20 protein-coding genes and 1 other annotated feature are annotated in these 22,105 nt (G+C 35.5%); of the genes, 10 read left to right on the forward strand and 10 right to left on the reverse strand.

The genetic code is table 11. The features are described from left to right. Nucleotides 1–450 precede the first annotated feature (450 nt). The 5 genes from KHA93_RS19055 to KHA93_RS19075 all read left to right on the forward strand — a co-directional run bounded on the left by KHA93_RS19055 (nucleotide 451) and on the right by KHA93_RS19075 (nucleotide 5,230). A complete protein-coding gene (locus tag KHA93_RS19055) occupies nucleotides 451–1,092 on the forward strand; it encodes a helix-turn-helix domain-containing protein (RefSeq protein WP_213112152.1) in 642 nt (213 codons plus the stop codon). Between the two features lie 320 nt (nucleotides 1,093–1,412). Beyond that, nucleotides 1,413–2,483: a beta-carotene 15,15'-monooxygenase gene (locus KHA93_RS19060; RefSeq protein ID WP_349772316.1), complete on the forward strand. Its 1,071-nt coding sequence runs from the start codon at nucleotides 1,413–1,415 to the stop codon at nucleotides 2,481–2,483. Nucleotides 2,484–3,073: 590 nt separating this feature from the next. After that, the gene (locus tag KHA93_RS19065; RefSeq protein ID WP_213112153.1) at nucleotides 3,074–3,529 is read left to right on the forward strand and encodes a MarR family winged helix-turn-helix transcriptional regulator; all 456 of its coding nucleotides are present in this window, start codon (nucleotides 3,074–3,076) and stop codon (nucleotides 3,527–3,529) included. A gap of 132 nt (nucleotides 3,530–3,661) precedes the next feature. After that, nucleotides 3,662–4,600, forward strand: a complete 939-nt coding sequence (locus KHA93_RS19070; RefSeq protein WP_213112154.1) for a ring-cleaving dioxygenase — start codon at nucleotides 3,662–3,664, stop codon at nucleotides 4,598–4,600. A 21-nt stretch (nucleotides 4,601–4,621) separates the two neighbouring features. Further along, complete coding sequence (locus KHA93_RS19075) at nucleotides 4,622–5,230, forward strand: flavin reductase family protein (RefSeq protein ID WP_213112155.1); 609 nt, start codon at nucleotides 4,622–4,624, stop codon at nucleotides 5,228–5,230. A gap of 181 nt (nucleotides 5,231–5,411) precedes the next feature. Here the strand turns inward: KHA93_RS19075 and KHA93_RS19080 are convergent, their stop codons facing one another. Then, nucleotides 5,412–6,758, reverse strand: a complete 1,347-nt coding sequence (locus KHA93_RS19080; protein ID WP_213112156.1) for an MFS transporter — start codon at nucleotides 6,756–6,758, stop codon at nucleotides 5,412–5,414. Nucleotides 6,759–6,881: 123 nt separating this feature from the next. After that, entirely contained in the window at nucleotides 6,882–7,553 is a 672-nt protein-coding gene (locus KHA93_RS19085) for an ArsR/SmtB family transcription factor (RefSeq protein WP_213113040.1), read from the reverse strand. Between the two features lie 369 nt (nucleotides 7,554–7,922). Here KHA93_RS19085 and KHA93_RS19090 point away from each other — a divergent pair, with 369 nt between their 5' ends. Then, on the forward strand, nucleotides 7,923–8,345 hold the full coding sequence (locus KHA93_RS19090; protein ID WP_213112157.1) for an SRPBCC family protein: 423 nt from the start codon (nucleotides 7,923–7,925) through the stop codon (nucleotides 8,343–8,345). Between the two features lie 155 nt (nucleotides 8,346–8,500). Continuing rightward, nucleotides 8,501–9,700, forward strand: a complete 1,200-nt coding sequence (locus KHA93_RS19095; RefSeq protein ID WP_213109032.1) for an IS256 family transposase — start codon at nucleotides 8,501–8,503, stop codon at nucleotides 9,698–9,700. A gap of 264 nt (nucleotides 9,701–9,964) precedes the next feature. Here the strand turns inward: KHA93_RS19095 and KHA93_RS19100 are convergent, their stop codons facing one another. Beyond that, nucleotides 9,965–10,420 (reverse strand): GNAT family N-acetyltransferase, encoded by a 456-nt coding sequence (locus KHA93_RS19100; protein WP_213112158.1) that lies wholly within the window; start codon nucleotides 10,418–10,420, stop codon nucleotides 9,965–9,967. A 182-nt stretch (nucleotides 10,421–10,602) separates the two neighbouring features. Between KHA93_RS19100 and KHA93_RS19105 the strand changes: the two genes are divergently transcribed. Next, nucleotides 10,603–11,427 carry a dihydrodipicolinate synthase family protein gene (locus tag KHA93_RS19105; protein WP_213112159.1) on the forward strand — a complete coding sequence of 275 codons (825 nt, stop codon included), beginning with the start codon at nucleotides 10,603–10,605 and terminating at the stop codon, nucleotides 11,425–11,427. Nucleotides 11,428–11,575: 148 nt separating this feature from the next. Here KHA93_RS19105 and ileS read toward each other — a convergent pair whose 3' ends face one another. Together ileS and KHA93_RS19115 are read right to left on the reverse strand one after the other, a co-directional pair. Beyond that, nucleotides 11,576–14,671 carry an isoleucine--tRNA ligase gene (gene ileS / locus KHA93_RS19110; protein WP_213112160.1) on the reverse strand — a complete coding sequence of 1,032 codons (3,096 nt, stop codon included), beginning with the start codon at nucleotides 14,669–14,671 and terminating at the stop codon, nucleotides 11,576–11,578. Nucleotides 14,672–14,723: 52 nt separating this feature from the next. After that, nucleotides 14,724–14,962 (reverse strand) — a binding site (T-box leader). A gap of 197 nt (nucleotides 14,963–15,159) precedes the next feature. Beyond that, nucleotides 15,160–15,594 carry an Lrp/AsnC family transcriptional regulator gene (locus KHA93_RS19115; RefSeq protein WP_213112161.1) on the reverse strand — a complete coding sequence of 145 codons (435 nt, stop codon included), beginning with the start codon at nucleotides 15,592–15,594 and terminating at the stop codon, nucleotides 15,160–15,162. Between the two features lie 196 nt (nucleotides 15,595–15,790). Between KHA93_RS19115 and KHA93_RS19120 the strand changes: the two genes are divergently transcribed. Together KHA93_RS19120 and speB are read left to right on the forward strand one after the other, a co-directional pair. Next, nucleotides 15,791–16,957 carry a YkvI family membrane protein gene (locus KHA93_RS19120; RefSeq protein WP_213112162.1) on the forward strand — a complete coding sequence of 389 codons (1,167 nt, stop codon included), beginning with the start codon at nucleotides 15,791–15,793 and terminating at the stop codon, nucleotides 16,955–16,957. Between the two features lie 9 nt (nucleotides 16,958–16,966). Further along, nucleotides 16,967–17,941, forward strand: a complete 975-nt coding sequence (speB, locus tag KHA93_RS19125) for an agmatinase (protein WP_213112163.1) — start codon at nucleotides 16,967–16,969, stop codon at nucleotides 17,939–17,941. Between the two features lie 178 nt (nucleotides 17,942–18,119). Here the strand turns inward: speB and KHA93_RS19130 are convergent, their stop codons facing one another. The 5 genes from KHA93_RS19130 to KHA93_RS19150 all read right to left on the reverse strand — a co-directional run bounded on the left by KHA93_RS19130 (nucleotide 18,120) and on the right by KHA93_RS19150 (nucleotide 22,060). Beyond that, the gene (locus KHA93_RS19130) at nucleotides 18,120–19,922 is read right to left on the reverse strand and encodes a beta/alpha barrel domain-containing protein (protein ID WP_213112164.1); all 1,803 of its coding nucleotides are present in this window, start codon (nucleotides 19,920–19,922) and stop codon (nucleotides 18,120–18,122) included. Nucleotides 19,923–19,970: 48 nt separating this feature from the next. Then, complete coding sequence (locus KHA93_RS19135) at nucleotides 19,971–20,264, reverse strand: RNA polymerase alpha subunit C-terminal domain-containing protein (protein ID WP_213112165.1); 294 nt, start codon at nucleotides 20,262–20,264, stop codon at nucleotides 19,971–19,973. A gap of 137 nt (nucleotides 20,265–20,401) precedes the next feature. Continuing rightward, on the reverse strand, nucleotides 20,402–21,157 hold the full coding sequence (locus tag KHA93_RS19140; RefSeq protein WP_349772317.1) for an AAA family ATPase: 756 nt from the start codon (nucleotides 21,155–21,157) through the stop codon (nucleotides 20,402–20,404). A gap of 175 nt (nucleotides 21,158–21,332) precedes the next feature. Next, nucleotides 21,333–21,491 (reverse strand): hypothetical protein, encoded by a 159-nt coding sequence (locus KHA93_RS19145; protein WP_213112167.1) that lies wholly within the window; start codon nucleotides 21,489–21,491, stop codon nucleotides 21,333–21,335. Nucleotides 21,492–21,535: 44 nt separating this feature from the next. Next, entirely contained in the window at nucleotides 21,536–22,060 is a 525-nt protein-coding gene (locus KHA93_RS19150; RefSeq protein ID WP_213112168.1) for a MerR family transcriptional regulator, read from the reverse strand. Between the last annotated feature and the right edge of the window lie 45 nt (nucleotides 22,061–22,105).

Below are 22,105 nucleotides of genomic sequence, written 5' to 3' on the forward strand. Positions count from 1 at the left end.
CCTTATTTCCTTTAAATGTTTGCCTATTTAGAAACTACCGCACTCACAAAATGCACCTCTTCTTATATGAATGATTTTCTCATTGAAATCGCTTTACAGGATTTATTATACTTTGTGATACAGAAAATGTAAATAATGTCATTTACCCAGTTAACCTTAAAATGACAGGTTGTTGATTTCTTAATAACCAATTCCCTTGGATATTTTCTCTGAGCTCTCCTATCCAAGATACGAATTGTAATTTTGTTTTTTTCAATCACTTTTTTGGGTTAAAGAATTACTCGATTAAGGTGACAGTATTTAGTTGGGTTCCAAAGTCGAAGTAATAATAGATGTAGATTGTCTTAAAATTAAAGGTGCAACTAACAGTTGCGAAATTGAAAGTTCTATTTGGTAGTATGCAACTGTAAAGATTGTTAAACTTTTTACATGAATAACGGAGGTGTTTCAATGACATTAGGTGAAAAAATTCAAAAGTGTAGAAAAACAAAGGGCCTATCGCAAGAGGGGCTAGCTTCTGTTCTTGGAGTGTCCAGACAGGCTCTGTCAAAATGGGAGTGTAACACTTCTACGCCTGATATTGATAGAATTGTTGCATTGAGCAACTATTTTAATGTTTCCACAGACTATCTGTTAAAAGATGGGTATGAAGACGAAAGTGTGGTCCTTGATACCAAAGCAAAGAACCAAAGCGAAGGTATCCCCATTGCTATTTCGACAGCAATAATCGCAATAGGTCTTATTATTGCATTAGCCATGGCTAATGATGGAACCAAATTTTTCTATTGGCAATTCAGTTCTGCTGTATTAGGCATGGGCATCCAAATCCTTGGAATATGCATTTTTGAGGTTTTATATTTTAGTAAGCATTTTGAAATTAAAAATCAGTATTTATTTTGGGGCATCAATACTTGGCTATTATCTGTGATGCCAATCATTCTTTCATCAGGTGCATTATTGAAACTATTAACTAGATTTGAAATTATTCATTATTCTTTTACTATTATGTTATTCTACTTTGTTTTTAATGGTGTACTAACGTTTATTTTATCGATTTTTTCAAAACGATTGCTTAATCAAAGTAAGCTATAAGAATGCTTACTTGTTTAAAATGAAAGAAATTCAAAGCTACACCGTTTTGGTTTTTAAATATAGTAGTGAAGCTTCACCTCTTTGGAATGTCTTTTCTAAAGGGGTCTTTTTATCGTTAAAAGAAAAGATTATCTGACGTTGAAAAGTCGGTTAAGGAACAGTTAAGTGAATATAGATGTGCTCCGTTAAATGCTTAGTTTCATGAATATCGGTTGAGGCTTTTATTTTTAAAAAAATCCCTAATTTTGAAAAATTGACAAAAATGAAACGCCAGAACATTTTTGAATAAGTTACAATAAAAGGAAAAGAGAGGTGATATTGTGACAACTACTTGGCAGCATGATAAGAAAAGCTATAAATGGATGTTCTTATTATTACTGGTGCTTGTTTCAAATTTTGTATTATACAGGTCACCTATTTCTCCTATGGTATTACCTGAGGAAACAACATGGGTCATACTCGGTTCTTTACTTGATTTAGCTATTGTTTCACCACTTTTAGTTTTAGCCATTAACAGAAAAAGGAATTTTTCTGTTAAGCGTTTTATCATTTTGATGGCAGGAGGGCTAGTCTTTGCAAGGTTTTTAATTCCAGCAAAGTACTATGAACCATTTGTAGCAATATCTTATATAGGTTTTGCAATTGAAGGATTGTTAGTGTTGTTAGAATTAACTTTGCTTTTCATGCTAGTGCGTTATATGCCAGCAATTATTCATCAAGTGCGTATGAGTGATGAAAGCTTGTTGTTTTCTTTACCGACCATAGTTGAAGAAAAAGTTCGCAAACACCCAATTGTACAAATAGTGGCATCGGAATTCCTTATGTTTTACTATGCCTTTTCGTCGTGGAGGAAAAGATCACCAATAGGCGAAGAATATTTCACCCTGCATAAAAATTCGAGCTTAGTTGCGTTTCAAATGATGATGATTCATGCAATCATTATTGAAACAATTGGAATTCATTGGTGGCTACATGAAAAGTCCATGTTGTTATCAATCTTGTTGTTAATATTGAATGTTTACTCAGTTGTATTTTTCATTGGTGATATACAGGCTGTGCGATTGAATCCAGTGAAAATAACAGATAATTACTTGTACCTATCTCTTGGGTTAGCAAAAAAGATGGTATTGTCATTAGATGACATTGCGTCTATTACCATGGATCAAAAATTGCTAGAGAAAAAAATAGATAAGAATACAACTATTGAATTTATCGCAAAAGACTTTGAAACGGTACATCCACATATGATTCTCGAATTAAAAAATCCTTGCCGTGCGACACTCTTCTTTGGGATTGAAAAAACATATACTAGAGTGGCTTTACGTATGGATAATCCTAAAAAATTTCATGAGGCATTGAATCATGGCGGATCGGAAAAATGTAAAGATTGATCACTACTAAGATATAATGAACAACTCGGAAAAAGATATAGGTTACAGCCAAAAAGAACTCCGTATGTTAATCAAACGTTTGATTAACATACGGAGTTGATTTTTTATATTCTTTTTAGACAATCATTTAGATTGCGTGCCTGTTGTTTAAAATACAGATAAAAAAAGTTAATAACGTGCAATTAAGAATTTATAAATTTTCCGTTACTTAAAAAAATGTCTATAAAAGAGGAAACGATTTTGAGGATGGGTAACAAAACTGCCGTGCAAAAAACTATTCCAATATTGAATGAACTTATTTAGCGATGTTAATTGAAAAAATCCGGATTAAGCCGAGAGAATGGAGGGGAGGGGGCATACCGTTTTGTACATGTTGTTCAGAGAGGATTTCAAAAAAAGGTAGGTAGGGATTCCTAAAGGGGGAAATAAATCTTCTTTGGAAAATACTCCATTATATGTTTTGATTTTTATGGGAATAAAAACTTAATCCGTAAAAGATTATCCAATATTTAAAATAACCTGTTGACAAAAGAAAGCGATCAATTATATAATTATCTCGAATTCGAGATAATTGAAGAGGAATGATAATCATGGACAATCAAAACAAAGATGTATTAGAAGAGGAATTGTCTCTAAAGTTATTTGTTGTCTTGACTCGAGCTTTAGAATCAATAAAGAGGCGCGTTGAAGAAGATATAAAGGGCTTAGGACTAAACCCAACTGAATTTGCTGTACTTGAGTTGATTTACAGTAAAGGCGATCAACCTATTCAAAAAATAGGTGAAAAGGTATTGCTTGCAAGTAGTAGTATTACTTACGTGGTAGATAAGTTAGAGAAGAAAAACTTATTAATGAGGAAACCATGTCCCAAAGACAGGCGTATCACATTTGCGGTAATCACAACAGCTGGAACGGATTTAATGAATGAAGTTTTCCCTAAACATAAACTGGCCATTAAAGAGATATGTTCAGGTTTAGATGCTAATGAAAAAAAGGTGATGATTGAACAATTGAAAAAGTTAGGATATCACGCACAAGGCATATAATTTTTTTATGCAATTATCTCGATTTCATAATATATTAATTGAAAGTAATTTGAATCTAAGTTCAAAGTGAATTTGTAACGAATATCAGGCAAAAATAATTAACATTATTTATTAAATAGGAGTGAAATTAAAATGACTAAAAAAACAAGTGGAATCCATCATATCACAGCAATAGTTGGTCATCCGCAAGAGAATATAGATTTCTATGCTGGAGTTTTAGGTTTACGTTTAGTAAAACAAACAGTAAATTTTGATGATCCAGGCACATATCACCTATATTTTGGCGACGAAGGTGGTAAACCGGGAACAATCATTACGTTTTTCCCGTGGGTAGGAGCTCGTCAAGGGATTATTGGTGACGGTCAAGTAGGCGTTACTTCTTATGTTGTTCCTAAAGGCTCAATAGAATCTTGGGAACGAAGATTAGAAAAGTTTAATATTGCCTTTACTAAAATGGAACGCTTTGGTGAACAGTATTTACAATTTGATGACCCACATGGTTTACACTTGGAGATTGTTGAACGAGAAGAAGGAGAAATTAATTCGTGGACTTTTGGAGGGATAACTCCAGAGGTAGCTATCAAAGGTTTCGGCGGCGCAACCTTATTTTCCGCACAGCCAAATAAAACAGCAGAATTGTTAGAAAAGGTAATGGGTCTTGAACTCATAGGTAAAGAAGGAGACTTTATTCGTTTCCGTTCTACAGCAGATATTGGAAATATCATTGACCTAAAAGCAACTTCGACGGGAAGAGGTCAAATGGGTGTTGGAACAGTTCACCATATCGCATGGAGAGCTATAGATGACAATGATCAATTGGAATGGCAGAAATATGTTGCAGAACATGGTTATGGTGTGACTCCGGTTCAGGATAGAAATTATTTCAATGCTATTTACTTTAGGGAACATGGAGAAATATTATTTGAAATTGCAACAGACCCTCCTGGATTTGCTCATGATGAATCACAAGAAACGATGGGAGAAAAGTTAATGTTGCCTGTGCAGTATGAACAATATAGAGAGCAACTTGAACACAGATTAATACCAATTAAGGTGCGAGAATTAGATTAATGTCCGAAAGGAATGATGTCGATGCTTTCTGTTGATCCCAATACAAATACGGAAAGGGAAAATTATAAGCTTCTAATTGGAAGTATTATCCCAAGACCGATCGCCTTCGTGACTACCTTATCTGGGGATGGCGTTTTAAACGGTGCTCCTTTTAGTTATTTTAATATCGTATCTTCCAATCCTCCTATGATTTCTTTATCAATCCAACGATCTGGAGGAAAACAGAAGGATACTGCTAGAAACATTTTGCAGAAGAAAGAATTTGTAGTTCATATTGTAGATGAAAAAAATGTGGAAATAATTAATAAAACGGCAGCCAATCTCCCACCTCATGAGAGTGAAGTGGAATTGGCAGAATTAACACCAGTGGAGAGTACAAAAATCACGGTTCCAGGTGTTAAGCAAGCAAAAATTCGCATGGAATGTATACTGGAGCACTCCTTGGAATTGGGAGATAATGAAAGTCCTGGTTGTGATTTGATCATCGGCAAAGTGATTCAATTTCATGTTGAAGATGACCTCTATGAAAATGGAAGAATCGATGCCAGAGGATTGGCAGCTGTAAGTCGATTGGCTGGTGCCAATTATGCGAAAATCGGAGAGATTTTTGAGATAGAACGACCTAAATAGAAAAATTTGAAATCCAAAAGAGGCTGGGAGTTCAAAACCTAATCAATTAAAGAATTCTTCTAGTAAGATTTTATTTATGTTTTCATAGCGTGGAAGTTCATTCAATAGTAAAAGAATCCATTTTGATCCTTTCAAAATGGATTCTTTTATTTTCCCCTCGGAAGGTATTATTACAAGTTTATTATGCTTCAAAATCATTCTGAGGGTTGATATTTTTAGAATTTCGATTTTTCCTCTCTCTTCTAGACCATACCACCACTGGAATCAGTAATAAGGACAAAAATCCCCCAGCAAGTGATAATGTTGTGTAACTTGAATTAGCAACAATCATTCCAGACATTGCTCCACCAGATGCACCAGCCAAAGCTATCAAAACATCTACAGTTCCTTGTGTCTTCGCACGGGTGGCTGGGTGAGTCGCATCAACGATGAGTGCTGTACCACTAATTAATCCAAAATTCCAGCCAATCCCAAGCAAGGATAGCGCAATAATAAGTACTAGCATGGAATGAGCAGGTGCAATAGCAGCTGTAACACCAGCGGCCAGTAGAGTGACACCAGAAGCGATTGCCATTTTCGTCCGTCCAATCTTATCTACGAGAATACCCGTCACGAGGGATGGAAGGTACATCGCTCCAATATGGAAGCCAATTACCATTCCTACCGCACTTAAACTATGCCCGTGATGTCCCATATGTACTGGTGTCATAGTCATAATGGCAACCATGACAATTTGGGTTAAGAGCATAACTGTAGCCCCGACAACGATGTCTCGTTTGTTTATTGCTAGAGTGCTAGAATCTGTGACTAAAAGATTACTTTCATCCGTTTTCTGTACGCTAGCAATGGCTTTTGCAACGACGAGAGGGTCTGGTCGAAGTAAAGCTAGAAGCGCCAATCCAGCAAGAATATAGGCTGCGGCTGCTAAAATGAAAGGACCAGATAGTTCCGGGACACCAATTGATATAGCAAATTTGCCCATTACACTAACCAAGTTTGGACCGGCAACGGCTCCGAATGTAGTGGATACCATTGCGATACTGATTGCAGTTGCTCTCTGTGTAGATTTTGCTAAATCGGAACCTGCATAACGTGCTTGTAAATTCGTAGCAGTACCCGCACCATAGATTAGTAATGAAATAAATAGAAGTAGAATACTATTCGTTAAAGCTGAAATAACTACTCCAATCGCCCCAATTCCACCTGCTAAGAATCCTGCAGCGAGTCCTAGACGGCGTCCATAACGTTGTGAGAGCCTTCCCACAAGTAGTGCTGCTCCAGCAGAACCAACAGTAAACAATGCAGCCGGAACCCCTGCAAAACTATCTGTACCTAGCATATCTTGCGCGAGAAGAGCTCCCACTGTTATACCTGCTGCAAGTCCTGCTCCTCCGAATATTTGTGATAAGACAACAATCATCAATGTCCGTCGATATAACTTTCTTTGCTTTTCCGGAGAATTAATATAGCTTTGTAACCAAGCCGGATGCTTTTCTAGATTATTTAAATCATCAGCTTTATGCAGCATTTCTTAGTCCTCCTTTCCGATCAACTTTATATGTAAACATTCGATCGCCTTCTCCCAAAAGTAATAACTAATACTGTATTAGCGAACCAAAATAAATTCCATCCTTTTCTGATTCTATTGTTTCTAAGGTAATACCTCATTAACTTCTTGTTTTATGAATTGATTCCAATCTTGAACGCTTTTTTCTAATCGAAGAGCATTAATTCCTTTTGTTTTTAATAATTCAACTGCTTTTACAGACATTAAGCAATAAGGGCCTCTGCAATAAGCAACTACATCACAATTCGATGGTAAAGAAGCTAATTTGTCTTCTAATTCTTCTATCGGTATTGATACAGCCCCCGGAATATGAGCCTCTTCGTATTCCTCTTTAGGTCTTACATCCAATAATAGGACTTCTCCTTTTTCCATCCGTTTTTTGAGTTCGGGTAGCGACAGTTCCTCCATTTCGAAATGATTATTTAAAAATTCCTTTTTTATTTGCTGAACTTCTACCAATTGTTTTTCTGATAATTGATGTAAAGTACCCATAAAGTCTGAAACAGCTGAATTAGCTAGTTCATAAATAACAAAATTACCTTGTTTCTTGAAATTTACTAACCTTGCATTGTGAAGAGTTTGCAAATGTTGTGACACATTGGCAACCGTCATACCTGTACTCTTAGCTATTCCTTCAACTGATTTCGGACTTTGCGATAAAAGATCGAGGATTTCTAATCTTTTAGGACTTGAGAGGCTTTTACCTATTCGAGCAAATTCTTGATACAACATATCTTTTAATGTTCTTTCTTCAATCAATTAACCCCACCTCAACTATTCAATTGTTTTATTGAATAGTTTCATTGTAATTGTCTATATCTTACAGGTCAAATAAAAAAGTCTTTCGCTTCTGTTGTTCGCAAGGCCTAGAAGACATTCAGCAAAAGGCATTAATTTTAAGGGAAGAAATATACATTGTGCTTATTCCAAGAATAAGGTTACACAAGCAGAGTTTCCTGATAATGTATCGAAAAGCAGGACACAATAGGCATGGCAGATTGTACTTAAGCCATTAGATTAGATGACATGCTGGAACTTGAAGCACATTGATAATTGGATTAATTAGATATGTAGACTAAAATTAAATTAATGATTACTAATTAAACCGAAAGAGAGTCGATTTGTGTGAACAACATAACAAAATTAAAAATATTAAAGCCAGCTAAAGATCTATTTGAAGCCTTTGTTGATCCTGCAAAAATCGGAAATTTTTGGTTTTCATCGAGTTCAGAAAGATGGGAACAAGGTAAGACGATAACATTGAGATATAATGAATACGATGCTCAAGGGGATATAGAAGTAATCGAAATCGAGAAAAATAAGAAAATTGTGTTCCAGTGGGGAGAAGGACATATTGTAACAATTACTTTAAAAGAGTTGGATAACTCAAGCACTATTATTGAAGTTAAAGAAGAAGGTTTTAAAGAAAATGATGATGAGTTTATAAGTCAGCTGATCGATAATAAAGAGGGATGGGTTTATATGTTGACTTGTTTAAAGGGGTATTTGGAATATGGTGTTAGTTTGAGAGCAGCATTAGTTAAATAAAATGGGATACACATGTCGAATTTCGATATAGATATTGGTAAGTTGAATTTAAAGAAGGACTGGACGGTGCGGAAAAAGTTGTGTAAATAGGTTTCAAATCAATCCTCCTTGGCGAGAATTAGGATAACTAATTTTGCCAAGGAGGATTTTTCGTCATGAAATTACCAAAGGAATTAATCAAAGAAATGGTAAAGGAACAAAAGTTCACTAGTACCGATCAAATTATGGAAACGATCAAGGAGATGTTTTCCAATGTCTTGGAGGAAGTGCTCAAATGCGAAATTGATGAGCAGTTGGGTTATGAAAAGCACCAACGTCGGAGTGATGGACCTAATAACTATCGAAATGGTTCAACAAAACGGAAACTAAAAACGCAATTTGGCGAAGTTGAAATAAACGTTCCTAGAGATAGAAATGGCTCGTATGAGCCACAAATTTTGGATAAATACCAAAGAAATGTGGACGGGCTGGAAGAGAAAATTCTTTCTCTTTACGCACATGGTATGTCTACCAGAGATATCAAGGAACAAGTCAAGGATCTCTATAATATTGAGATTTCCTCAGAGCTAGTTAGTAAGATTAGCGAAAAGATTATGCCACAAGTAAATGAGTGGCAAAGCCGTCCACTTGAAGCCTATTATCCTTTTATTTTCATGGATGCCATTCATTATAAAATTCGGGATAATCACCAAATTGTCTCGAAGGCGGCCTATGTGGTATTGGGTATTAACAATGAAGGTTATAAAGAAATATTAGGCATCTGGGTTGGGGGAAATGAAAGTAGTAAGTTTTGGTTAGGTGTGTTGAACGATTTGAAAACGAGAGGCGTTAAAACGGTTAATCTTTTCTGTGTAGATGGGCTTACAGGATTCAGAGAAGCCATACAAGCCGTGTATCCTTTCGCTGGAATTCAACGTTGTATCATTCACCAGATACGTTCAAGTACTAAATATGTTTCTTATAAACACTTAAAGGAATTTGTCGCTGATTTAAAGCTAATCTATACTTCAATTAACGAAGAATCGGGTATGGAAAGGCTCAAAGAATTTAAAGAAAAATGGGGTAAAGAGTATCCAACTGCAGTTAAATCATGGGAAGAAAATTGGGATATTTTAGCTACCTTTTTTGCATATCCGCCCGAAATTAGGAAAATAATATATACTACGAATGTAATAGAAGGGTTACATCGTCAATTTAGAAAAGTGACCAAAACAAAATCCATTTTCCCTAATGATGATAGCTTAAGGAAAATGCTCTATTTGGCATCTCAAAATATTACAAAAAAATGGAAGATGCGTTATCGTAATTGGGATATAATCTTGAGCCAACTTGAGATTTTAAATCAAACATCATAATTGGGGACTCTGTCCCCAAACCCCTGAAGTTTAACGCATTTGTTTTCCCTAAAACGGATGAAAAAACGGACAGATCAAGTCCGTCCGTTTTAGTGTAAAAACCATAAAATCGCTCGGGTTGCACTTCTGCATTGCCCTATCCTGTTTTATGGTAAAAGGCAATAATAGTTTTGCCAGATTGTATTTTTTCATACCTATTATTTCTTGCCTTGCGAAGATTATAGAATACTACTTACACAAGATTTTACGCAGATCCAAGGACTGTTAAAATGTTTTCTTAAAATACGTAGCGGACTCACTATAGCCGATGGATTCATAAAACTTACCTGCTCTTCTAGTAGCAAGTGCAACTAATTTAGATCCTCTTTCTTTAGATAACTTCTCTGCTTCTGCCATTAAATGCTTACCGATATTCTTTCTTCTATATGGTTCTAACACAAAAAGCTCCTCAACCCAGCTGATGATTCCGTTCGCATAGAATGCTGGATGGTGGAGTACTAATACATATCCAATTAGGTTTTGTGCCTTTTCAGCAACAACTAAATCAACATTTTTATCATCTAAAAGTGATTTGAAAACATTTGAAAAGTCAACTTCATTAACATCAAAACTTGTTGCTAAGCCCTTAGCCAACCCAAATAGTTCTTCCTTATCGTCACTTTTTGCCTTTCTGTAAATAACATCCTTGTTTGTTTCTAAACTATGCTCTTTTCGTTTCATCTAAATCACCTCATATGCTATCTACTAAAACTGGAGATGCCTTCATTAATTTTCAACAAATAAGGTACTTTATCCTTCTTGGAGATAAGCATCTTTTAATTTAGCTATATTGAATAAAGTTTGATAATTTAAAATAAATATCCTTACAAATCTATTAAAAAACAAAAATAGGAGTGATTGAGGTGTTAATAGAACCTTTACACATTGCTGTACCAACTGCATTTTTCAAAGATGAGTCTTTAAACGTGCAAGGGACTATAGACCATATAAAATATTTATATAGTCAAGGGATCAAATCTGTTCTTGTTTGTGGGTCTACAGGAGAGCAACATAGTTTGAATCTGAGAGAAAAAATTGACTTACTTAATGCTGTATTAAAAGAAGAAGAGCTTATAAACAACATGGAGGTACTTTTTGGTGTATCATCTATCAGACAAGTAGAGGCAGTTGAGCTTGCAAAAGCGATTCGTAATACAAAAATAGCAGGAATTTTACTTGGATATCCACCTTATATTCTTCCATCTCAAGAGGAAGCATTGGGCTATTCAGAGAAGATAATTGATCTAACTAATAAGCCAACTATATTATATAACAATCCAAAAAGAACAGGATTTGATTTATCCTTAGACAGTATCATTTACTTAAGTATGAAAGAGTTTGTAATAGGAATAAAAGAAGCAGGAAATAAAGATAAAATTAAAACACTGAAAAATAAGATTCATTCTAGTTTTTATTATTATGCTGGTGGGGAAATAGATTTGGAAGATAAAGTGAAAATAGGATTTAATCGTTTATCTTCAATTTCGGGAAATATATCCCCTGATGAAACAAAAAAATGGTTTATGAAGATGCTTAGAAATGAGCCAATAACTGAACAAGAAAACTTAGATATAACAAACATTTTACAACACGTGTATACAGGGTCCCCTCTAGTAAATTTAAAGAGAATGATAAATGAAAAAGGGATTGAAATAGGCATCTGTAGAAGTCCTTTAGGAAACATATAACAAAGAAAATAATAATAAAATAAAAAGTTCATAAAAAAGAATAGAAGTCTTTTGATCAATCCTTTTTTTAGTTACAGTTAAAAGTTAAAAAGCACTACGAACAACTCGCTTATTTAGCTGTTTGTAGTGCCTCTTTTTTAACAATACTCTAATATTTCAATGAGACCTTTACTATCTCATCACCAAATTTCACATCAAAATATTGTTTGGAATCATTTAGCTTTTTAAAACTAATGTGGTGAACAAGTATGCTCTCTTTAATTAGGCTCTCAAAACGTTGAATGATTTCATAAACATCTTCCGTTGCTGAAATATTGATCGATATATACATCTCGATAGGTAAGTTTAATTTTTTTCGAAAATCCTGTATGGCTCTAATTAAGTCTCTAACTTGACCTTCCTCTATTAGTTGAGGCGTGAGTGTTGTATCTACGATTACCTTTAGTTGCTGATCGCCCGCCATCTCGAAGCCAGATGAAACTATATATTCAACATTAATATGCTCTTTCTGTAAAGTTACAACTTGCCCCTTTACATTGATTTGTAGTTGCCCATCTTTTAATAACGATTTCTTCTCAGAATAAGGAATATGGTCCACATATGCTTTAACTTCGTTTACCAATTTCCCAAATGCAGCACCTGCTGTTTTAAAATTTAATTTAATGACAGTCGTTTCATATCGGGATAGGTCATCTGCGTAAACAACCTCTTTAACATTGAGCTCTTCTTTAATAATATCTGTATAGGCTTGTGAAAGACGTTCTCCTTCTTTACGATATACAATCATTTTTTGTAAGGGCTGCTTAACTTTAATGCCTTTGGTATTGCGAATACTACGACCATGCTCAACTATTTTTAAGATTGTTTGCATGTTTGCCTCTAAAGCAGGATTAATCATTGAATCATTAGCTTTTGGATAGTTTTGTAAGTGAACACTACCTTGATATAACTTTAAATGAATGTCTTCAGCTACATATGGGGCAAATGGAGCTAACAATCGGCTGATTGCGCTTAACGTTTCAAATAGTGTTGAATACGCAGCTAGCTTATCTTCTGAAAGTCCAGAAGCCCAAAACCGATGTCTTGACCTTCGAACATACCAATTACTCAATTCTTCGACTAATTCTGCAATCTCACGTGTTGATTGAGTAAATTGATAGCGATCCATATAACCTTCAACGAGTTTGATTGTACTATGCAGTCGTGAGAGGATCCATTTATCTAAGATTGTTCTCTTACCTGTGTGCTGTTTATCATACACATATCCATCTATTTTCGCGTACATGGCATAAAACTTATACGTATTATCTAGTGTATCAATCAATTTTGATTTGGCATCTTGCACTATTTTTTTGGAAAAGCGTTTCGGATTCCACGGTGAGCTATCAACTAGGAAGGCCCATCGAAGTGCATCTGCACCGTATTCTTGTATGAGTTCAGCAGGATCTAAGGCATTTCCTTTACTTTTGGACATTTTTTGGCCGTGTTCATCGAGAACATGCCCGAGAGATAGGACGCTTTTATAAGGCGCCTTTCCTGTGAATAGGGTGGAAACAGCGAGTAGGCTGTAGAAAAATCCTCTCGTTTGGTCAACTCCTTCAATAACGACATCCGCAGGGAATTGCTTTTCGAATTTTTCTTTATCTCCAAAAGGATAATGGTACTGTGCAAAGGGCATCGAACCACTGTCAAACCAAACATCAATCACTTCAGGCGTTCTTTGCATGATACCTTTACATTTTGGACAGGTACACTGTACTTCGTCAATATATGGCTTATGCAACTCGACATCATTTGGTACTGGTACTGCCGCTAATTTTTGCAGCTCCTCGATGCTGCTAGGTGCTTCTTCATGCTGGCAATCAGAACATACCCAAACATTTAAAGGTGTCCCCCAGTATCGATTTCTACTTATATTCCAATCAACGAGATTTTCGAGAAAGTTGCCAAATCGACCATCCTTAATATGATCAGGATACCATGTAACCGTTGCATTGTTCGCAAGCATTTTGTCTTTTAATGATGACATATTGATAAACCAGCTATCAGTCGCATAGTAAAGCAATGGAGAATCACATCTCCAACAATGTGGGTAACTGTGTTCATACCTTTCTTTATGATAAAGCTTCCCTTGTTCAGAGAGCATTTTAATAATCTCAACGTCACAGTCCTTTACAAATCGTCCCGAAAGTTCTAAAACGTCAGCTGTGTAACGTCCTTGTTGATCAACCACATTGATAAAGGATAAACCATTTTGCTGAACGGTTTTATAGTCTTCTTCACCATAAGCTGGTGCCATGTGAACAATACCAGTTCCACTATCTTCTGTGACAAAATCAGCTAATACGACACAATGCCCTTTCTCGATTGCTACATAATTAAACGGTGGAGCGTAATGTAAACCTTCAAATTCAAGACCACAATGCTCACTTAACACCTCTGCATGCTCACCAAGCACTTTTTCTACTAATGATTTAGCAACGATATAAATCTCATTTTCTTTTCGAGCGCGCACATACTTTAATGTTGGATTCATCGCAAGTGCAACGTTTGCTGGCAATGTCCATGGTGTCGTTGTCCAACCTAAGAAATATTCTTCGGTAGCATCAAGACGCTTGAATTTTACGGTCGCCGATAAATCTTTAACATCTTTATAGCCTTGTGCAACCTCATGTGAACTTAAAGAAGTTTGACAGCTAGGGCAGTATGGTGAAACACGATGCCCTTTATACAATCTTCCATCTTTGTGAACTTTGCTTAAGATATTCCATACACTTTCGATGTATTCATTACTTAAAGTCAGATATGGACTATCCATATCTACCCAATAGCCTAGCTCCTCGGTAAAAGAACGCCATTTTTTCTCGTAGGTGAATACACTTTCCTTGCATTGATTGATAAAAGGCTCCACTCCATAGCGTTCAATCTCTTGTTTCCCGGAAATACCGAGTTGCTTTTCAACACCAAGTTCAACGGGAAGACCATGAGTATCCCAGCCAGCCTTTCTTTCCACTTGAAAGCCCTGCATTGTTTTGTATCTTGCTACTACATCTTTAATCGTTCGACCAAATGCATGACCTACATGGGGGAGACCATTCGCAGTCGGTGGTCCTTCATAAAAAACAAAAGGAGTTTTACCTTCTCTTATTTGAACGGATTGTTTAAAAGTATCTGCTTCTGACCAATAATTGCGTATTTGCTCTTCACGCTGTAAAACTGTTTCTTTCTTTTCATTAGAGTTCATAGATATCGCTCCTAAACAATTTTTTAAAAGCACACAAAAACCCCGTCCCAAGTAAAGGGACGGGGTTAACCGCGATACCACCCTAATTCTATTGATCCGATCAATAGCACTTAGCAACGTACAATCATACGTGTTCCTTTTAACGGTAGAAACCCGGTTAGACTTACTAAAAAATTCAGCCTAACTTCTCAGAGGGGATTTTCGCGTAACACTCGAACACTGACTTGCACCTTAATGTCAGCTCTCTGTGGATCGAGACGAAACGCTACTTTTTCTCATCAACGAATTTGTGTGCTTTTATTGGAGGTTATTTTAACAAACATGAAAGCGGTTGTCAAACTGTTCTGCAAATGTTGTGATTTAAATTTTTTTTAAAAGTTAAATGTGGATTTACAAGAAAGTTGTATTGTTTATAAAAATGTTGAGTTGCTTTTTTCTCTTCTAACATTTGGGGCATTCTAGTTCACCAAGAATAATAATTTTGATATTTAGCTAGGTAATATCACACGTCTGTCAATAGGAGATCCCAATAAGATAGAAGTTCTGGTGCTTCCGAAAGGGATAAAATTTTCAATTAATCGTGTCAGTTCATCCGTTCCGTTTAATGCTGCCTTTATATAGTAATGAACATGTCCTGTAGCACGATGGCATTCGATAACATCAGGCTCGTTGGCAATCATTCGTTCAAATTCTTCCAGAGATACTCTAAGTTCACTTAATTCAATCATAACTAGTAACTTTTTTCCAACAGCCGCAGGAGGAACTAGGGCAAAGAAGCCTTCAATAATTCCTTTTTCTTGAAGACGCTTTAATCGTTCCGAGACACTAGGGCGACTAAGAGCTAATTTCTTCGATAACTCACTTATAGAGATACGCCCGTCCAACTGTAGTAGTCTAATCATATCAATATCGATCTGGTCCATCTAATCACTTCTTTCAAATTGAATATATTGATCATTATTTTCCTTCAAATAGAAGTAATTACAGAGTGAATACCTCCATTTTAGTATGTAATTAGTACTCCAATTATACTATTATTATAAATACATATAAATTATTTGAAAAATAAAAATTTAAAGATTGATATGAAAAGAGGGCGATTCTTTAACGGGTTCGGAAATGAAATTTGGAGACAAACAGTCGATAAATAAAACGATCATTGGAAATAGAAAAGAGGTTAACATGAATAATTCTTTTAAAATTATTGTCTTAGCTGGTGCCTTTGTATCATTTATCCTAGGGGCGGGAACAGCAACAGGCCAAGAGATTTTGCAATTCTTTGTATCCTTTGGTTACCTTGGTATGGGTGCTATTTTAATTGCAGCGGTTTTACATATGTGGTTTGGTGCATATGCAATGGACGTAGGCCTCCGATTAAAGGCTGACGATTCAAAAGATGTTTTTATTTATTTTTGTGGGAAATATCTTGGAATCTTTTTTTATTGGTTTTCACAGTTATTTATATTAGTAGTTTTTGTTGTGATGATTTCCGGAGCAGGAGCAACTGTTTCTGAACACTTTGGTTCGGGAATTGTCACCGGTCGAGCAATCATGGCAATTCTAGTATTAATTACAGCTTTATTACGATTAGAAACCATTATCAAAATTTTAGGAATTGCTGGTCCGATTATTATCGTTTTTGCCATCATTGTTGGAGCTGGAAGTTTTGATTCAACAGGATTTTTACATGCAGGAGAGTTGATTGAGGAACTTAGCTTATTAAAGGCTACTAATTATTGGTGGCAGTCAGGGTTTGTTTATTCCTCTTTTGTTTTACTTGTAGCGCTACCTTTTCTAGCAAATTTAGGAAAGGATGAAGTGAAAAGAAAAAACGTGATTATTGGTGGGGCTTTAGGTGGCTTAATTATGTTGGTTGGGGTTTTTGCGATCTACATTGGTATCCTATCAAACATTGAAAAGCTTCATGCAAAAGATATACCAACATTATTTTTAGCGGACCAAATTAGTCCAATGTTAGCCTTTGTTTTTTCGATCATTTTGCTCATTGCCATTTATACAACAGCGGTTGGAATGCTTTGGACTGTAGCAACCCAGTTTTCAAAAGGGAATATTATGAAATATAGAATCATCACTATTGCTTTGACGATTCTTGGCTTTTTCGGTGGTTTATTACCATTCGCTAAAATCATTGATCTTGTTTATCCAATTGTCGGATATATCGGTTTAATATTGATGGTTGGAATGTTATATCGTCAATTTATTAATAAGGGAAAAATTGAAAATACGGCTAATACACTAAGTATTAATAAAAATGTTAGTAAGTGAGGGAGTAATATGAGTAAATACGGGAAGAAGCCAGATTATAATAGGGTAAAACTAGATATGCCTTTTACAGGCATTACATCATTTAGAAAATATCCCATTTGTACTAATTTAGAAGAATTAGATGCTGATTTTGCCATTATAGGTGTTCCAAATGACATGACAACCGCATGGCGTTCCGGGGCTCGTATGGGACCAAGATCAATTCGAGAGCAGTCCTCATTATATGCTTTTGGCTCAGGTTATGATCATGAAAGAGATATCGTCTACAATAATGATGGCTGGAAAATTGTTGACTGTGGGGATGTTTCTATTATTAATGGGGATGTAGAACAGAGTCATGAAAATACTGAAGAAGTAATTAGAAAAATTATTTCCAAAGGTGCTATTCCTATTGTTTTAGGAGGGGATCACTCCATAACGAATCCTGTTGCATTTGCTTTAGAAAGTGAGGAAAAAGTGAATGTCGTCCAAATTGATGCCCATTTAGACTGGTTGAAGGATGCATCAGGTCAACTTTTTACGTTAAGTAATCCGATGCGTAGAATGTCTGAAATGAAGCATATCAACAAAATGGCGCAACTTGGAATAAGAGGAGTTGGAAGTAGCCAGAAAGAGGACTTTGACGATGCTCGCGCTTATGGGAGTACGATTTTATCACCAAAACAAATTAGAAAAATAGGAATTGAAGAAGCGTTAAAAGATATGCCATATGGTGAAAAGTACTATGTTACTATCGATATTGATGGTTTAGATGCTTCTGTTGCACCCGGGGCTGGTTCACCTTCACCAGGAGGATTTTTTTACGATGAAGTGAGTGAAATTTTAGAAGTTGTAGCAAAAAAAGGTCAAGTAATTGGTTTTGATTTAGTCGAGGTAAATCCATTATACGATCCTACAGGTGTAACTTCACAAATTGCAGCAAGACTAATAATTGATTTTATTAACTTCATAATTAGAGAAAAACAACTTAATTCAGCGAAATAATTTTTTAGGTGTGTATAGGTAGGTATAAGCTAAACATTTGATTTCTACTAGTTTTATCATTTTAAATGAATTTTTAATTCGTTGATCTACATCAAACATACGGGTAGATAGTTGAAGAATCTAACGGAGAATATCCCTAGAAAGAATATAAATAAAAAATAAGCTACTGTAATGTGGCTTATTTTTTTCTTCTTTTTATTAAAAATGGCGCAGTGCAAATGATTCCTATCATATATAGAGCTACTGCAATATAAGCGGGTAATAAGTGAACAAAATCAGTATAGCCAATAATAAAGTGAGTGACTATCCCAGATAAAAATGCAGGAATGGCACCGACTGTGAAGGTCCACCAGACCCAGCTTTCTCCTTCGCGAATTCCCCATAAGGCTAGCATCAATACGAGTAAGCCTACACTTAGTAAGGCACTTCCAAAACCGGCCCGGTCATGAGCAATAACAGGGATTAATCGTTCATTAAATTCATTAAGCATTTCCGGAGTTAGACATAAATAAGAAAGATCGGTTGGTACAAAGATAGTTGATGCTCCAATGACTGAGATTACAATTCCTCCAAGAGATAAAGCAGCTCCTAATATAACAAAGGATAGTTGTCCAATTAAGCTCAACTTCCAGGAGGGATGATTGAAAAGATTGGTGCTTGTAGGCGCTGTATAGGCATTTTTTGATTTCAAATATCCAAAAATAAATAAGGGTAATAATATAAGCCAAAACAATCCATGGAGCCAATCGAAATAACCATAACCGATAAATAAGAAAATTCCTAAAAACCCAATCATCCCTGCTACATTGACTGCTTTTCTTGCCCAATGGAGGCCATACCTAATTCCATACCTCGCAAGCTGCATATAGATGATCCCACCTGAAATCATGGTTCCAGAAAGAGTCATCCGGTCATGTGCCATAAAGTATAATATGGCGGGATTGAAATCAAATATATCCATTCTCATTATCCCTAAAAAGGATTCATCATATGGAAGGATAATGGCGGTCATGCTAAAGAACAATGCTATGAATCCAGCAATTGTAATTGCCAATCCAAACAACCAATACCAAAGCCAACCTGTAACCATCACTGATTCCTCAGGGAGCCTGTTGCTGTATGCCTCATTAATTCGCTTTGGCAGACCAGGACCAGCAAATACATAATCATAGCCTAACATGATTAGTGATACTCCGTTATCCAATAATGTAACAGCATCAAATGGTTCTCTTATTCTACTTAATGTAATAATAGGTAAGTCAGAATCAAATGATCTCCTTATTGTCTTAAGCGAATCAATCACCTTATCGGGTGTAGAACACTCTTCAAGTAGTATTCCACTTGGATCATAGTTTCTAAGCTTTTCAATAGCAGTCATATCTTCTGTTGAACAAGAAAATATAAGAGGTTCACTGATTTGTTCCTTAAAATGCTTATATTGATTAGCTGAATCAAACACATTGCTGTTCAGTATAAATCCATCACTATAAGGAAGGAGCTCTTCACAAATATGTTTTATTTCTTGAAAAGTGCCCTCAACCCTAATAAAAAAGGGAATCTTCTTTTTTTTAAGAGAGTGTAAGTGTTCCTTAACAGTAGAGAGCTTCATAGATACGTTGTTAAATCCATATATCTGCTTCTGCTCTTGATCTATATATAGCCCTTCCTTCTTTTCCGAACCGCTAATGGAAACTGGTCCAATTTCAAGAAAGCCAAAACCAAGATTTTGAAACGCTTTAAGTCCAGATAATTGAGGGTCGATTTTGCCACTTAGTCCGACAGGTGAATTAATATGGACCCCAAATATTTGTTTTCCCAGTTTTTTTGAAGGGGACATATGGCCAAGAAATTCTATAAATGCTTCACCTATTAACGTAGAAGATAGCAAGCTCATCCCACGGTGAATAAACTCTCGACTAAAGGAAGGAGAAAATTTATGGAGAATAGGCTTGAATATAGTGTGATATGACCAATCTGGCAAGGCTGAACTTCCCTCCCCTCTTTGTAATAAGACCACCTCATCTACCTTTTAGTTCCGGAATGATAATCCATTTTCCTTTAAAGCGGACCTAAGCTTCGGTAAGGACGCTGGCCCCATTCCGTGAAATTGCAAAATTTCTTTCTCGCTATATTTTGATAACATCTCTAAAGAAGTAATCCCATTATTTTCTAACGCGCGTCTTGCAGGAGCAGCGAGTATTGAAAGAAATCCGTTGCTAGGTTTGCGTTCTTGCTCACAAATAGGGCAAGTTGGACAATCGGTACTTTTATAGTATTTATGCCCTTTGTGGCAAGTCCTTAAATTTTTCTCATTAGTTGTCATTTTAAAAGGTCGCCTCTTCTTAAGAATCTATTTTTACTTTTAATGGTTAGATAATTTTGGTGCCATGTTCCGGGTGTAACAATGATATAAGGCTCTCTATATGTATTTTAACAAAAAAATATAATCAACTTTTAGAATTAATTAAATAAATGATGTAATATTCTATCTTTGTCTTCAAAAAATTGTTTCATGATACTATAATGGTTAGTTTCTTCAAGTAACGTTTCTTTTGCTCCTTCTTCACTAAGTTCTATAATCTTAGAGTTAGGATATGACATGATAATAGGGGAATGCGTGGCAATGATAAATTGTGAACCTTTACGGACTAATTCATGAATTTGGGCTAACATAGATAGTTGTCTGAGAGGGGATAGGGCTGCCTCGGGTTCATCTAGTAGATAGATGCCATTTCCCCGAAAACGATTCATAAATGTTGCCCAAAAGGACTCCCCATGTGACTGCTGATGAAGGGATAATCCTCCGAATGAATCTATGATTCGTGGTCCAGGTGCTGGTTCACTGTCTAATTCTTCGATATTGGTAGCTACATTGTAAAAAGTCTCAGCACGAAGAAAGAAGCCATCTCTTGGCCTTTCGATACCTTTTATTAGCTTAATATATTTTTCTAGTGGAGAATGTGAATCATAAGTGGAAAAGTTGAAATTAAAGGACCCTCCTTCTGGATTAAATCCAGCAGCAACCGCAATGGCTTCCAATAGCGTTGACTTTCCCATACCATTTTCACCAATGAAATATGTAACATTTGGATGTAACGATAGTTCATCCAATGTCTTTATACTTGGCAAATGAAATGGATATTCATCAAAAGAGGAAATGATATTACGTTCTAGCTTTATGCTTCTTATATAATGTTTTTCTTTTAATTCCTCCACAAGATTTACCTCCATATAATTTTTATCAATTCCATGCCTCATCCAAATAATAACATAGAATCGGTAATGGACTAATAATGTTAAAAAGATAGTATACGCTAAAAACTATTTGCTCTCCTGAGAAGCGAGGAAACGATTACCTAATATTTCCCTGGCCAGTGAAGAATGTGATAATTCATTCTAATGCTTCCTGTATATACTTATATAATTCGGCATCCATCCCAAACTGCAAACCATTTCCGGGGTTTTCAGCATGAAATTTTTCAGTTTGTTTCCTTAAATCTTGGTCATGCCCTGTGAAAGAGTAAACAATGTCACCCCATTTTTTTGCCAATGCTTGTACCTTACTACTATGAGGAGGTGTTCCTTTTTCCTTTTCTAATAGTATTTTTTCAAAATCATTCTAAATTCTTGTTCCTTTTCTTTTAAAGTATCTTCATCATATTGATCATAATAATTCTTCATCATGTCTAATTGCTCTTTTGTAAAGTATTTTCCTTGATACATTTTCATTGCTCCTAAAAGTTTTGTTAATTCTTCTACGGACATTAATTTTTTACTACGAATAGTTTTTAAAGCACTTTCTAATTCATATAGTAGATCTTGTTGAACTTGTATATCTCTCTTTATACGGGTTATTTGAGTTTCTATAATGTTAATGTTGGTGGCAGAACCTTTTTCTTTGTTCGTAATGACAGACTTTATATCTTCTAAAGATAATCCTATTTGCTTTAAAGCCAAGATCTGGTGTAGTTTAGACAAATCTGATTTTGTGTAAAGCCGATGTCCAGACTCTGTATATTGAGAAGGAGAAAACAAATCAATTTGATCATAATATCTTAAAGTTCTTATCGTTAAGCCCGTTAATGTTGCAAGTTCTCCTACTTTCCAGTATTCTTTCATACGTATTTCATCCTTATAAAATGTATTAATCACCATGATTATGAT

This window comes from Lederbergia citrisecunda, assembly GCF_018343695.1.
Lineage (GTDB): Bacteria > Bacillota > Bacilli > Bacillales > Bacillaceae_C > Lederbergia > Lederbergia citrisecunda.